Here is a 14,427-nt window from a genome sequence, read left to right as displayed (position 1 = left end):
AGACCTTCGCCGGGTCCAGTCTGAGACCTTCACCGGTCCGTGCCGAGACCTCCGCCGGGTCCGTCCTGAGACCTCCGCCGGGCGGGCGGGCTCAGACCCGCTCGTCCACCGCCGCCCGCACCGGCCACACGCCGTCGACCACCGCCGTGGCGTCGCCCTTGCGGCGCAGGAAGCTCTGGAAGTCCGCCGCCCACTCGGCGTACCACTCGATCTGCCGGCGGTGCAGCTCGGCCGGGGCCAGGGACGCGACCTTGGGGTGGCGGCCGGCTATCGCGCAGGCCAGCCGGGCCGCCGCGAGGGCGTCGGACAGGGCGTCGTGGGCGGTGTCCAGCGGCACGCCGTACTCGGTGCAGACCGCTTCCAGGTTGCGTTTGCCCCGGCGGTAGCGGTCGACGGACCGGTCGATGGTGTACGGGTCGATGACGGGGGCCGGGTCGAGGCCGCCCAGGCGGTGGCGCAGGGACGGCAGGCCGTACCGGTGCAGTTCGGCGGTGAGCAGGGTGAGGTCGAAGGCCGCGTTGTAGGCGACGACCGGGACGCCCGTCCGCCAGTAGGAGACGAGGACGTCGGCGAGGGCGTCGGCGACCTGGTCGGCGGGCCGGCCCTCGGCGGCCGCGCGCTCGGTGCTGATGCCGTGCACGGCCACCGCGCCCGCCGGGATCTCCACGCCGGGATCGGCCAGCCATTCCCGGCGCCCCAGCGGCTCGCCGGCTCTGACCTCGATCACGGCGCCCGTGACGATGCGCGCCTCGCGCGGATCGGTGCCCGTCGTCTCCAGGTCGAAGCCGACCAGCAACTCCCGGTGCCAGCCCATGGGCGGCCCCCCTTCTCGGTGCGTTTCCCCCAGTGGCCTCCACCTTCGCACGGGCCACTGACAATCCGGCCGCCCGCACCCGGACGCCGGCCGGGCAGCCGGTCAGGAGACCGGTCGCGAATCCGCCCACATCAGCTCGAACTCCTCGCGATAGGTGGGGAAAAGCCCACCTTCATCCGCATGGTCCGACTTGACGACCTTGCTGCCGTTCCGTCCGTTGCGCAGGACCAGCACCGGTGCCTCCATGCCCCGGGTACGGCGCAGATAGGACTGCACGACGGCGATGCCGTCGGCGCCGTCGCCGTCGACCAGGTAGGCGGTGAAGCGGGGCGTCTCGTCGAAGACCTGGATCTCGAAGGCCCCCGGGTCGCGCAGCCGGGCCCGGACCCGGCGCATGTGCAGGATGTTGGTCTCCACCGCCCGGCCCAGCTCGCCGCGTTTGATGCCGAGTTCGCGCTCGCGCCGCTTCAGGGCGCTGGAGGCCGGGTTCAGGAACAGCAGCCGGACCCGGCCGCCCGCCTCGGCCAGCCGGACCAGCCGGCGGCCGGAGAAGTTCTGCACGAGCAGGTTGAGGCCGATGCCGATGGCGTCGAGGCGGCGGGCGCCGCCGAAGAAGTCCTCCGCCGGGAACTGGCGCAGCAGCCGCACCCGGTCCGAGTGCACGGCGACCACGTCGGCGTACCGGTCGCCGACCAGGTCCTCCACGGCGTCCACCGGCAGCCGGCGGGCGGAGGGCACGTCGCCGCCCGCGCCGAGCATCTCCAGGAGCCGGGCGGCGGCCCGCTCGGCCTGGTTCAGCACCGCCTCGGACAGCGCCCGGTTGCGGGAGACGACGTTGCGGGTGACCTCCAGCTCGTCCAGGGCCAGTTCCACGTCCCGGCGGTCGTCCAGGTACGGCTCGAAGCAGGGCCAGTGCTGCACCATCAGCTCGCGCAGCTGGGGCAGGGTCAGGAAGCTGAGCACGTTGTCGTCGGCCGGGTCGAGCAGATAGCCCTTTCGGCGGCTGACCTCGCGGACCGCGACCGCGCGCTGCACCCACTCCTGGCCGGCCGGTCCGGCCGCGGCGACCACCCACTCGTCGCCGCCGTGCACCGGTTCGTAGACCGGTCGCAGCACGGCGGCCACCACGGACCGCAGCCGCTGCTCGACCAGGTTCAGCCAGATGTAGGCCCGGCCGGCCCGCTGGGCCCGGGTGCGTACCTCGTGCCAGGCGTCGGCGTCCCACTCCAGCTCCGGACCGATCGCGCCGGCGTCCATCGGCCGCGCCAGCGAGACCGCACCGGCCGGGACGTTCGTGGAGCTCCCCTCATGACCCTCGTGACCCTCGTCACCAGGGGGCAGCTCCAGCCCTCCCGAGCCCACCCGCGCACCGCCTTCCGCTCCCCCGACCTGCCCGTCTCAACGATCAAGGAAGGGTACTCCGCGAGCGGCGCACGGTGCAGCCTGATGCACAGGCTCGTCCGCCAACTACCCGACCGGACCGGCTCGTTCCGCGCGCCGGGCGGTGCCCGAGTGAGCGGATTCATAGCGGTGACGGGTGGCGTGAGCGGGGCACTCCTGTGGTACGGGCCGAAGTAGACCGCGCCTGTTGGGTTGCTTCCCTCAGTTTCGGGGAGACTCGGGGCCGAAGGCGCCCCCACCGGCGCCGTACACCTGAAAGAGTCGTATCCATGCAGGTCTGGCCTGGAGAGGCATATCCACTCGGTGCCACGTACGACGGCGCGGGCACCAACTTCGCGGTCTTCTCGGAGGCCGCCGACCGAGTAGAGCTGTGTCTGCTGCACGACGACGGTTCGGAAACGGCGGTCGAACTGCGGGAGAGCGACGCGTTCGTGCGGCACGCGTACCTGCCGGGCGTGATGCCGGGGCAGCGGTACGGCTACCGCGTGCACGGCCCCTACGCGCCCGAGCACGGGCAGCGCTGCAACTCGGCGAAGCTGCTCCTCGATCCGTACGCGCGTGCGATCAGCGGTGCGGTGCGGTGGGGCGAGGAGGTGTACGGCTACCACTTCGACGACCCGGACCGGCGCAACGACCTGGACTCGGCGCCGCACACGATGACATCGGTGGTGGTCAACCCGTACTTCGACTGGGGCGACGACCGGCGGCCGCGCACCGAGTACCACCACACGGTGATCTACGAGGCCCATGTCAAGGGCCTGACGATGCGGCACCCGGGGCTGCCCGAGGAGCTGCGCGGCACCTACGCGGCCCTGGCGCACCCGGCGGTGCTCGAGCACCTCACCGAACTGGGGGTGACGGCGCTGGAGCTGATGCCGGTGCACCAGTTCGTCAACGACCACCGGCTGGTCGACATGGGGCTGAACAACTACTGGGGCTACAACACCATCGGTTTCTTCGCCCCGCACAACGCGTACGCCTCCTGGGGCGACCGCGGCCAGCAGGTCCTGGAGTTCAAGTCGGCGGTCAAGGCGCTGCACGAGGCCGGCATCGAGGTGATCCTGGACGTCGTCTACAACCACACCGCCGAGGGCAACCACCTGGGCCCGACGCTCTCCTTCAAGGGCATCGACAACCCGTCGTACTACCGGCTGACCGACGACCCCCGCTACTACATGGACACCACGGGCACCGGGAACTCGCTGCTCATGCGGTCCCCGCACGTACTCCAGATGATCATGGACTCGCTGCGGTACTGGGTCACCGAGATGCATGTCGACGGGTTCCGCTTCGACCTGGCGGCCACCCTGGCCCGGCAGTTCCACGAGGTGGACCGGCTGTCGTCGTTCTTCGACCTGGTGCAGCAGGACCCGGTGGTCTCCCAGGTGAAGCTGATCGCCGAGCCGTGGGACGTGGGCGAGGGCGGCTACCAGGTGGGCAACTTCCCGCCGCTGTGGACCGAGTGGAACGGCAAGTACCGGGACACCGTGCGCGACCTGTGGCGCGGCGAGCAGCGCACCCTGGCGGAGTTCGCGTCCCGGCTGACCGGTTCCTCCGATCTCTACCAGGACGACGGCCGCCGCCCGCTGGCCTCGATCAACTTCGTCACCTGCCACGACGGCTTCACCCTGCACGACCTGGTGGCCTACAACGACAAGCACAACCACGCCAACGGCGAGGACAACCGGGACGGCGAGAGCCACAACCGGTCCTGGAACTGCGGCGCCGAGGGCGACACCGACGACCCGGCGGTGCTGGAGCTGCGGCGGCGCCAGATGCGGAACTTCGTGGCCACGCTGCTGCTGTCCCAGGGCGTGCCCATGATCAGCCACGGCGACGAGTTCGCCCGCACCCAGCGGGGCAACAACAACGCCTACTGCCAGGACAACGAACTGGCCTGGATCGACTGGCCCGCCGACGACCCCGACCTGCTGCGGTTCACCCGCGCGATGGTGTGGCTGCGCAAGGACCACCCGGTCTTCCGACGCCGCCGCTTCTTCCACGGCCGGCCGGTGGAGGGCACCCACGACGAGCTGTCGGACATCGCCTGGTTCACCCCCGAGGGCCGGGAGATGACCCAGCGGGACTGGAACTCCGCGCGGGCCTCGGCGCTGACGGTCTTCCTGAACGGCAACGCGATCTCGGAGCCGGGAGCGCGCGGCGAGCACATCGGGGACGACTCGTTCCTGCTGATGTTCAACGCCTCGCCCAAGCGGCTGGACTTCGTCGTCCCGGTGGACCACGGCCGGCAGTGGGAGGTGGTCGTCGACACCGCCCTGCCGGACGGGGTGCCCGCCGACACCGGCCGCAAGGTGCAGGCCGGCGACCGGCTGTCCCTGGTGGACCGGAGCCTGACCGTGCTCCAGCGGCCGGTGTAGGGGCCGCGCGTACGCCTGTGCGGGGGGCCGGTGACACGAAAGGCGGCGGGGCGGGTACGTAGCTCTGCATGACACCTGAGCGCCCCGCACCGGCCCCCAGGGCCACCTACCGGCTCCAGCTCCAGCCCGCCTTCCCGTTCGGGGCCGCGGCGGCGGCCGTGCCGTACCTGGCCTCGCTCGGCGTATCCCATCTGCATCTGTCCCCGGTCCTGGAGGCCGTCCCGGGGTCGGCGCACGGCTACGACGTCGTCGACCACGCGCGGGTACGCGCGGAACTGGGCGGCGAGGAGGGCCTGCGGTCGCTGTCGCGCACCGCGCGGGAGCACGGTCTGGGCCTGGTGGTGGACATCGTGCCGAACCACATGGCGATGTCCCCCCGGCACAACCGCGCCCTGTGGGAGGTGCTGCGGGAGGGGCCGAAGTCGCCGTACGCGCGGTGGTTCGACATCGACTGGGAGGCTCAGGGCGGGCAGCTGCTGGTCCCGGTGCTGGGCGCGCCGGTCGGCGAGGTGCTGGACCAGCTGCGGGTCGACGGCGACGTGCTGCGCTACCACGAGCACGCCTTCCCGCTGCGCGAGGGCACCGAGCGGCTGCCGCTGCCACAGCTGCTGGACGCCCAGTGGTACCGCCCGGTGTGGTGGCGGCTGGCCCGCACCGAACTGAACTACCGGCGCTTCTTCAGCATCTCCGAGCTGATCGGCGTCCGGGTGGAGGACCCGGAGGTGTTCGAGGCCACCCACGCCACGATCCTGCGGCTGCTGCACGAGGGCGTGGTGGACGGACTGCGGGTCGACCACCCCGACGGGCTCGCCGACCCGGACGGGTACCTGACGCGGCTGCACGAGGCGAGCGGCGGCCGGTGGACGGTCGTGGAGAAGATCCTGGCCGACGGGGAGCGGCTGCCGGACGCCTGGCCGGTGGCCGGGACCACCGGGTACGACGCCCTGCGGCACGTGGACGGGCTGTTCGCCGATCCCGACGGGTACCAGGAACTGCTCGCCGAATACCGGCGGTTCGCGGCCCCGGCGACCGACCGGGGCGGCGACTGGGCGGCGACCGTGCGGCGGGCGGCGTACAAGGTGCTCACGCACGAGCTGGCCACCGAGATGAACCGGCTCACCCGGGTGGCGCACCGGTTGTGCGAGGCGTCCGTGGACCCGGCCCCGCGCGACCGCGCGCCCTGGGCGCTGCGGCTGGCCCTCCAGGAGCTGCTGGTCCGCATGGAGGTCTACCGCCCGTACACCTCGACGGACCCGGCCCGGGTGATCACCGAGCAGGCGGCGGCCGAGGCCCGGCTCGCGTTCACGGTCCCCGAGGAGGCCGGCGCGGTCGATGTCGTACGGGACCTGCTGCTGGGCCGGACGGGGGACGGACCGGACGCCACGGAGCTGCGGACCCGGTTCGCGCAGACCGCCTCGGCGCTGCGGGCCAAGTCGGTGGAGGACACGGCGTTCTACCGCCATGTGCCGCTGCTGTCGGCCACCGAGGTCGGCCAGAGCCCCGGGCGCCCGGCGGTCTCGCCCGGGGAGTTCCACGCGTACTGCGCGCGGGTGCAGCGGGACTGGCCGCTGACCGGCACGGTGGTCTCCACCCACGACACCAAGCGCAGCGCCGACGTACGGGCGGCGCTGGCCGTGCTGACCGAGTGCCCCGCGCGGTGGACGGAGGTGCTCGCACAGGCCGCGCGCGGCGTCGAGGAGGTGCCGGACGGGCAGCTCGCCTGGGCGGCCTGGCAGACGGTGTTCGGGCTGGGGCCGGCGGACGGGGAGCGGGTCCGGGAGGCGCTGCTGAAGCATGTGCGCGAGGCGGGCATGTACACCAGCTGGACCGAGCAGGAACCGCCGTACGAGGAGGCGGTGGCCCGGTTCGTCGCGGCCGGGCCGGGCGGGCTGCCGGGCGAGCGGATCGCCGCGTTCCGCGAGGCGCTGGAGCCGCACATCGCGGCCAACGTCCTCGGTACCGCCCTGGTGCAGCTGACGATGCCGGGGGTGCCGGACCTCTACCAGGGCACCGAGGGCGAGTACCGGGCCCTGGTGGACCCGGACAACCGGCGGCCGGTCGGTTTCCCGGCCTTCCCGGACAGTGGTTCGGCGCGGCCTGGGCAGAAGGAGGCGGTGACCCGGGCGGCGCTGGCGCTGCGGGCCCGGCGGCCCGGGGCCTTCGGCGGTTCGGCGACGTACGAGCCGCTGGCGGCCGAGGGTCCGGCGGCGGAGCACTGCGCCGGGTTCGTCCGCTGCGGCGAGGTGCTCACCGCCGTGACCCGGCTGTCACTGCGGCTGGCCGAGGCGGGCGGCTGGCGGGAGACCCGGCTGCCGCTGCCGCCCGGCCGGTGGACGGACGCGTTGACCGCCGGGCGCGAGTTCAGCGGGCACGCGCGCGTGGCGGACCTCTTCGAGCGGCTGCCGGTGGCGCTGCTGGAGCGGGTGGAGCCGGCGGGCGGCTGAACCGGGCGCGGCGGGCGCGGTGGTTCACGCCGGCGCGTCCGCCGGTGCGAACAGCGTCCCGGTCCGGGAGGTCATCACACAGGCGTTGGGGAAGGTCTCCTCGTACCGCACCGGCCGCCCCCGCCAGCTGCCGTGCGCCTGGGCGGTGACCGGGGCGTGGATCATCGGGCAGATGGCCTTGCGCTGCGGGATGGCGCCGATGTCGCCGCGCGCCGCGGCCAGTTCCGCGCAGGCCGCGGCGGCGCGGGCGGGGCCGCGGGGCGGGTCGCACAGCAGCAGGGTGCCGCCGTCGGTGGCGGACGGGGCGTCGCCCCGGGTGACGGTGAGCAGCAGCCAGTCACCGGACGGCCCGCCGCCGGGCTCGGTCGCCTGCGCCGGGGCGGCCCAGGCGACGAGGAGGGCCACGGCCGCCAGCAGGGCGGCCCGTACCGCTCGCGCGGCCGCTGTCGTGGGGCGCGTGCGGGTGCGGGCGTGCGGGTGGGTGCGGGCGTGCGGACGGGTGTGGGCGTGCTGGTGGGTGTGCGTGTGCTGGTGCGTCATGCCCGGTGCATCGGCACGGCGGCCCGCGAGCCGCACCCCGGCTCACCCGAACGGAAGCCGACCGCCCCCTGGCGTCCCCTCACTCCGGGCGTCCCGGCCCGCCCGCCGCACGTCACTCCCCACGCGCCCGCGCGACCGCCTGCCGATCCCGCCCCGGCCCACCCGAACGGGCGGCGGCGGACGCCGGCCGGCCCGCCCGTTCGAACGCGGCGAGCACTACCCGGCACTGGTACTCCGCCTGCCGGGCCACCGGCACCCAGCGGGCCGCGCAGCCGTCGCGGTAGTCGGCGCACCAGCGGTCGAGGAGCCGTTCCAGCTCCGGCAGGACGCCGGCCGGGTCGCGCCCGGCCGCCGTCACCGCCTGGTGCAGCAGCCCGGCCGTGCGCAGGGCGAGCCGCCGGCCGGCGATGCGCAGGGCGACCAGGTGGGCGGTGCTCAGCGGCGGCAGCTCGCGGCCCGTTCCGTCGTCGGTCCCGGGGTCCCAGGCGTCGGCGAGCGGGGGGCAGACCAGCAGGTAGTCGTCGACCGGCGCGAGCAGCCGCGCGGTGTCCGCGGTGCCGGGCAGGTGCGGGCGGAGCCGGCCGACCAGCCGGTGCAGGAGCCGGGTGTCGCGGCGCAGGGTGCCGCTGATCGCGCGCAGCACCGCGTCCCGGTCGGCGGGCAGCGAGCCGTCGGCCACGGTGTCCACCGCCCACATGGGCGCCTCGACGACGGCGGTGACAGTGCCGTACCGCTGCGGATGCGTCCAGGTGGAGTCGACGGCGGCCTCGGTGATCGCCGCGGTCAGGCTGCCCCGGCGGGGCGGCGGTATCCGGTAGACGGCCGGGCCCAGGACCGGCCAGTACAGGGCGTCGTAGGAACCCAGTTCGCGGGGTATGCCGAGGCGGACCGAGGCGTGGGCCAGGCGACGGGCGAGGCCGGGCAGGTCCTGGGTCAGCTCGGCGAAGCCGCCGCCGACGTCGGCGCCGTGCAGGGACACCTGGAGGAAGGGCCGCAGTTCGGCCTGGAGGGCGAGCAGGGCGCGGGTCTCGGGCAGGGCCGCGCCGGCCGCGCCGTGCGGCAGCCACTCGGGCTGTTCCATGAAGCACGGCCGGAAGAAGTGGCGGACGTAGCGGCCGAGGGTGTACGGGCCGGACAGCCAGCCCTCGTTGCGGCGCAGGCCGTCGGGGTCCAGGCAGAGCAGCAGGTTCCAGGTGGCGCCGGCCCCCTCGGTGAGCCGGGCGTCGCCGAGCAGGCGCGCGGCCAGCCGCAGCACGGTGGCGCCGCCGACCGGTTCGTTGGCGTGCGGTCCGGCGACGACGAGGGCCTGGCGGTCGCCGTGGCCGATGGACAGCAGCCACAGCGGGTCCCCCGCGCGGGAGGTGCCGACCCGGCGCAGCCGGGCCCGGCCGGGATGCCGGGCGGCCAGCGCCGCGGCCCCGGCGCGCAGTTCGTCGACGGTCGGATAGCGCGGGAGGGGCGGCAGGGCACACACCTCCCCGATGCGGTGCCGTCGGTTCACCGGCGGGCGCGGCGTACGCACAGTCAGTCACGAGTTCGGGGGTACGTCAACACCGCCTCGGGCCCGCCGGACGGCGCAGGCGCGGGTGGTCCGGCTCAGTGCGCGGCGAGCCGGAACGCCATCCGGCCGAACTCGATCTGGTCGCCCTCGCGGACCACGGCGGCGCCGATGACGCGCCGGCCGTTGACGGTCGTGCCATTGGTCGAGCCGAGGTCGCGCAGCACCCACATGCCGCCCTGGCGGCTCAGCTCGGCGTGCGCCCGGGAGACCGTCTCGTGGTTCAGCCGCAGTCCGCAGCCCGGGTCGCGGCCGATGCGCAGCGCATGCCCGGTGCCCGGGTGCGGCAGCAGCAGCTTGGGCAGCCGCTCGGCCCGCCAGGCCCGGCGCAGCCGTACCCCGAAGCCGGACACCGCCTCGACGGTGCCGAACACCAGGCGCCCGACGCGGCTCCCGGTGGGCAGGTCGGCGGTGAGGGCGGCCAGTTCCTCCGCGCGGCGGGCGGTGAGCGCCAGCTCCATGCGGTGCACGAACGTGTCGTGCGACAGCCGCCCCGCCGCGACCCCGTCCCGCAGCATCCGCAGCGCCTTGTCGCGCTCCGCGTCGGACAGCCGCGCGGGGTACGTGGGGAACTCGAAGGACGACGTCACGAAGGTGATTGTCGGTCAGCGTGCCCGGGGTGTCCAGGAAACGGCGGGCGCCGGGGGTGACGGCCCGCGCGGAACGGCCGGTTCGACGACGGATCGGCCGTCTTTGCAGGACCATGGACGGGCTACGTCACTGTGAGCAGACGAAGGGGAACCGTCCGTGCAGTTCGAGGTGTGGGCACCTGAGGCCGACCGTGTGAGGCTCCACTGCGACGGGGTCGCACAAGCGATGGAGCGCGATCCGGAGCGCGCGGGGTGGTGGCGGGGTGAGGCGGGGGCCAGGGACGGCTCGCGGTACGGTTTCGCGCTGGACGACGGCCCGGTGCGCCCCGATCCGCGCTCCCGGCGCCAGCCGGACGGCCCGGACGGGCTGAGCGCGGTCGTCGACCACGGGCGGTTCGCGTGGCGCGCAGAGTGGCCTGGGCGGCCGCTGCCCGGCGCCGTCCTGTACGAGCTGCACGTGGGCACGTACACCCCGGAGGGCACGCTGGACGCCGCCGCCGAGCGGCTGGACCACCTGGTGCGGCTCGGGATCACGCACGTGGAGCTGATGCCGCTGTGCCCCTTCCCGGGGCGGCACGGCTGGGGGTACGACGGGGTCGCGCCGTGGGCGGTGCACGAGCCGTACGGCGGACCCGAGGCGCTGAAACGGTTCGTCGACCGGGCGCACGGGCTGGGCCTCGGGGTGGTCCTGGACGTGGTCCACAACCACCTGGGCCCGTCCGGCAACTACCTCCCCACCTACGGCCCGTACTTCACCGACCGTCACCACACGCCGTGGGGCGTGGCCGTGAACCTGGACGCGCCCGGCTCCGACGAGGTGCGGGAGTACTTCGTTGGCAGCGCGCTGGCCTGGCTGCGCGACTACCGGATCGACGGGCTGCGGCTGGACGCGGTGCACGCGCTGGTCGACACGCGCGCGTGCCACTTCCTGGAGGAGCTGTCGACGGCCGTGGACGCGCTGGCCGAGGAGACCGGCCGGCCGCTGTTCCTGATCGCCGAGACCGACCTCAACGACCCGCGGATCATCACCTCGCGCGCGGCGGGCGGCCTGGGGGTGCACGCCCAGTGGAACGACGACTTCCACCACGCCCTGCACACCGCGCTGACGGGCGAGTCGCAGGGCTACTACGCCGACTTCGCGCGCGATCCGCTGGCCGCCGTCGCCAAGACGCTGACCGGCGGCTACTTCCACGACGGGACCTGCTCCAGCTTCCGCGGCCGGCACCACGGGCGCCGCCTGGACCGCTCCCGGATCGGCGCGCACCGGCTGCTGGCCTACTCCCAGACCCACGACCAGGTCGGCAACCGGGCCCGCGGCGACCGCCTCGCCGCCCTGGTCTCCCCCGGGCTGCTGGCCTGCGCGGCCACCCTGACGCTGACCGGGCCGTTCACGCCGATGCTGTTCATGGGCGAGGAGTGGGCGGCGGGCACGCCCTGGCAGTACTTCACCGACCACACCGATCCGGAACTGGCGGAGGCGGTACGGCGGGGCCGGCGCCGGGAATTCGCCGCGCACGGCTGGAAGGAGGCGGACGTGCCCGACCCGCAGGACCCGGCCACCCGGGACCGCTCCTGCCTGGACTGGTCCGAGCCGGACCGCGAGCCGCACGCGCGGGTACTGGACTGGTACCGCCGGCTCATCGCGCTGCGCCACGAGCGGCCCGACCTCACCGACCCCGGCCTCACCGGCACGAAGGTCGCCCACGACAGTGCCGCCCGCTGGCTCGCCTTCCGGCGCGGCGACCTGCGGATCGCCGTCAACCTCGGCGCGCACGAGGCGGCGATCCCCCTGGGCAACCGGCCCGCCCGGGTACTGGCCGCCTGGGACCCGGTGGAGGCGCCGGGGGCGGACGGGGTACTGCGGGTGCCCGGGGAGTCGGCGGTGGTGCTGGTGCAGGAGTGACGGGGAAACGCGGAAGTGCCGGGGAACGGCAGGAGCGACGGGCAACGGCGGGCGTCACGGGAACGGCGGGGGTGACGGGAAGCGGCGGGAGTGACGGGAACCGCAGGCGTCGCCGGAACGGCGGGAGTGACGGGAAGCGGCGGGCGTCGCGGGGTCAGTGGCCGGTGCCCTCGGTGTCGTCCTCGCGGAGTTCGGTGACCCGTTCCAGCAGGATCGGCTCCCAGGCGCGGTGCAGGCGGTCGGTGAGCAGGGCCGGCGGCTCGGCGGCGGGGCCGGTGAGGGCCTCGGCGCAGTGCAGGAGGCCGTCGCAGCGGGCCAGCCACAGGCCGCGCAGACAGGGGCGGGCGCCGTAGCCGGCCAGCGTGGCGGCGCGGACGGCGGCGGGGGAACCGACGGCGAGCGCCAGCGCGGCGATGTCCTCGGCGGGGTCCCCGACCACCGCGCCGGTCCAGCCCAGCGCACCGCGCACCCGGCCCTCGGCGTCGAGCACCAGGTGATCGGCGGTGAGCCGGTGGTGCACCAGGACCGCGGTGCCGGGCTGGGCGGCGAGCTGCGCGGCGGCCGCCGCGGTGAGCCGGCCCGGCCGGGCCGGGTCGAACTCGCCGGCCCGCGCCAGCCGCGCGGCGGCCCGCTCGGCGGCCCGGCGCAGCGCCTCCAGCGACCGCGGGGCGGCCCGCGGCACCCCGAGGGCCTCGGCCCGGCGGACCGGCACCTCGCGCAGCCCGCCCAGCAGCCCCGCCAGGTCGGTCTCACCGACCGCGGACACCTCGTGCCCGTCGGCCGGACCACCGGGCACCCTGGTGTCCAGCGTGCAGGGCAGTCCCGGCGCCCACTCGCCGCGCGCCACGCTCACCGGCACGGCGACCGGCAGGTACGGCCGGACCAGGTCGCGCAGCCGCAGCTCGCGGTGGAGCCGGACGGCGGCCTCCCGGTCCGGCGCGAGCCGCAGCACGTGGCGGTCGCCGACCCACCAGACGCCGCCGGCCCGCCCCCCGTCCACCTCGCCGCCCCCGCCCGCGTCGACCGGCCGGACCTCGGGTCCGTCCGCCGGTCCGGCCCGGTCCTCGCCGAGCAGGGAACGGGCCAGTGGGCGGACGGTCGCCGCGCAGGGGGTGGGTGCCTGGGTCATGGTCGCGCCGTTGTCTTCCGGAGACGTGCGGGGACGGTGGGGCCGGTGCGGGGCCGGTCAGTCCACGACGACCAGTTCCCGCTCGGTGTCGTTCAGGCGCCGGCCGCCCTCCTCCGTCACCGTCACGATGTCCTCGACGCGTACCCCGAAACGGCCCGGGAGATAGATGCCGGGTTCGACGGAGAAGCACATCCCGGGCACCAGGGGCTGCCGCTCGCCCTCGATCATGTACGGCGGCTCGTGCGTGGTGACCCCGATGCCGTGCCCGGTGCGATGGATGAAGTACGGCCCGTAACCGGCCCGCTCGATCACCGCGCGGGCGGCCCGGTCGACCTCCTGGCACGCGACGCCGGGCCGTACCGCCCGGAACCCCGCCTCCTGCGCCTCGCGCACCAGGTCGTGCACCCGGCGCTCCTCGTCCGTGGGCGTGCCGACGTGCACCGTGCGGGAGGTGTCGGAGCCGTAGCCGCCCAGCAGCCCGCCGAAGTCGAGGACGACCATGTCGCCGTCCGCGATGACCCGGTCGCCGGCCTCGTGGTGCGGGTCGGCGCCGTTCGGCCCGGCGGCGACGATGGTGAAGTCCACCACCGTGTGTCCGTGCTCGCGCAGCAGCCGGTCGAGGTCGGCGGCCACCTCCGCCTCCCGGCGGCCGCCGAAACGCACGTTGCGGATCTCCTCGAACGTGGCGTCGGCCGCCGCGCCGGCGGCGGCGAGCCGGTCCAGTTCCGCCGCGTCCTTGACCGCGCGCAGCATCGGCAGCGCCTCGGTGAGGGCGGCGTACGAGGTGCCGGGCAGGGTGCGCTGGAGCGCCAGGAGGTGCAGTGCCCAGGCGTTGTCGCTGACGCCGAACCGCCCCGAGCCGTCCAGCAGCGCGGCGGTGAGCGCGTAGGGGTCCTTGCCGTCGGTCCAGTCGCGCAGGGTCAGGGCGGGCGCGCCGGGGGCCTTCTCGGCGTCGGCGGCCTCCAGCGTCGGGACGACGAGCACCGGGTCCCGCCCCGGGGCGAGCACCAGCAGGGTGAGCCGCTCGGTGGCCGCGGTGGGCGTGTAGCCGGTGAGCCAGACGAGGTCCGGGCCCGGCGCCACCAGCAGCCCCGCCAGACCGGCGTCGGCCGCCGCCCGCGCGGCGCGCGCCAGGCGCGCCCGGTAGTCGTCGGCGGTGAACGGGGCGGGCGCAGCAGTGCCGGTCATCCGAGCCTCCCTGGCCTGGACGGGTGAAGGGGCCACGGCAGCATCCTGCCCGCCGCGCGGGGCCGACGCGAGCCGATTCCGGCGCCCGCCCCGCCGCCCCGCCGCCCCGCCGCTCCCCCGCGACCAGGCAACCGGGCAACCGGGCAACCGGGCAACCGGGCTCAGGTGAGCACGCCCGGCACGACGACGAGCTGCTGGTAGCCACCGCCGGCCCGCCGCACCGTCAGCCGCACCTGCTCCCCCGGGCGGGCGCCGGCGACCGCGCGGGCCAGGTCGGCGGCGGAGTCGACCCGGGCCGGGCCGAAGGCCAGTACGACGTCACCGCGGACCAGGCCCGCCGAGTCCCCCGGGCCGGGCGCGTGCACGCCCACCACCAGCGCGCCCGGCCCGGTGTCGTCCACCGCCGTCACGCCGAGCGCCGCACCGGGCGACGGCGCGGCGGACCGGCCGGCGGCGGACGGCGCGGCGCGCGGCGTCGCGGC

At 75.2% G+C, this 14,427-nt stretch carries 11 protein-coding genes; 3 read left to right on the top strand and 8 right to left on the bottom strand.

From position 1 onward, the window contains the following. Positions 1-91: 91 nt before the first annotated feature. Positions 92-814: a 3'-5' exonuclease gene (locus tag AB0G32_RS34920; protein ID WP_361172950.1), complete on the bottom strand. Its 723-nt coding sequence runs from the start codon at positions 812-814 to the stop codon at positions 92-94. Between the two features lie 102 nt (positions 815-916). Then, positions 917-2,176, bottom strand: a complete 1,260-nt coding sequence (locus tag AB0G32_RS34915) for an SAV2148 family HEPN domain-containing protein (RefSeq protein ID WP_361172947.1) — start codon at positions 2,174-2,176, stop codon at positions 917-919. 308 nt (positions 2,177-2,484) lie between these two features. On the opposite strand from AB0G32_RS34915, the gene glgX reads away from it, so the two are divergent. Then, complete coding sequence (glgX, locus tag AB0G32_RS34910) at positions 2,485-4,593, top strand: glycogen debranching protein GlgX (RefSeq protein WP_361172944.1); 2,109 nt, start codon at positions 2,485-2,487, stop codon at positions 4,591-4,593. A gap of 68 nt (positions 4,594-4,661) precedes the next feature. Then, complete coding sequence (gene treY, locus AB0G32_RS34905; RefSeq protein ID WP_361172941.1) at positions 4,662-7,037, top strand: malto-oligosyltrehalose synthase; 2,376 nt, start codon at positions 4,662-4,664, stop codon at positions 7,035-7,037. 24 nt (positions 7,038-7,061) lie between these two features. Here the strand turns inward: treY and AB0G32_RS34900 are convergent, their stop codons facing one another. The 3 genes from AB0G32_RS34900 to AB0G32_RS34890 all read right to left on the bottom strand — a co-directional run bounded on the left by AB0G32_RS34900 (position 7,062) and on the right by AB0G32_RS34890 (position 9,725). Beyond that, positions 7,062-7,577, bottom strand: a complete 516-nt coding sequence (locus AB0G32_RS34900; RefSeq protein WP_361172938.1) for an SSI family serine proteinase inhibitor — start codon at positions 7,575-7,577, stop codon at positions 7,062-7,064. Positions 7,578-7,689: 112 nt separating this feature from the next. Beyond that, the gene (locus tag AB0G32_RS34895; protein ID WP_361173022.1) at positions 7,690-9,060 is read right to left on the bottom strand and encodes a M14 family zinc carboxypeptidase; all 1,371 of its coding nucleotides are present in this window, start codon (positions 9,058-9,060) and stop codon (positions 7,690-7,692) included. Between the two features lie 113 nt (positions 9,061-9,173). After that, positions 9,174-9,725, bottom strand: a complete 552-nt coding sequence (locus AB0G32_RS34890) for a DUF1707 and FHA domain-containing protein (RefSeq protein ID WP_361172935.1) — start codon at positions 9,723-9,725, stop codon at positions 9,174-9,176. A 157-nt stretch (positions 9,726-9,882) separates the two neighbouring features. Here AB0G32_RS34890 and treZ point away from each other — a divergent pair, with 157 nt between their 5' ends. Then, positions 9,883-11,628, top strand: a complete 1,746-nt coding sequence (gene treZ, locus AB0G32_RS34885; protein WP_361172932.1) for a malto-oligosyltrehalose trehalohydrolase — start codon at positions 9,883-9,885, stop codon at positions 11,626-11,628. A 154-nt stretch (positions 11,629-11,782) separates the two neighbouring features. On the opposite strand, the gene AB0G32_RS34880 is transcribed toward treZ, so the two are convergent. The 3 genes from AB0G32_RS34880 to AB0G32_RS34870 form a co-directional block, all read right to left on the bottom strand. After that, on the bottom strand, positions 11,783-12,757 hold the full coding sequence (locus AB0G32_RS34880) for an aminoglycoside phosphotransferase family protein (protein ID WP_361172929.1): 975 nt from the start codon (positions 12,755-12,757) through the stop codon (positions 11,783-11,785). Positions 12,758-12,814: 57 nt separating this feature from the next. Continuing rightward, positions 12,815-13,945, bottom strand: a complete 1,131-nt coding sequence (locus AB0G32_RS34875; RefSeq protein ID WP_361172926.1) for an aminopeptidase P family protein — start codon at positions 13,943-13,945, stop codon at positions 12,815-12,817. A 161-nt stretch (positions 13,946-14,106) separates the two neighbouring features. After that, on the bottom strand, positions 14,107-14,427 hold a 321-nt coding region (locus AB0G32_RS34870), incomplete at its 5' end, for a PDZ domain-containing protein (RefSeq protein WP_361172923.1).

It is taken from the genome of Streptomyces sp. NPDC023723 (genome assembly GCF_040639815.1).
GTDB lineage: Bacteria > Actinomycetota > Actinomycetes > Streptomycetales > Streptomycetaceae > Streptomyces.
The sequence above is the reverse complement of the archived record's forward strand: the minus strand, read 5'-3'. Positions and strand labels throughout refer to the sequence as shown.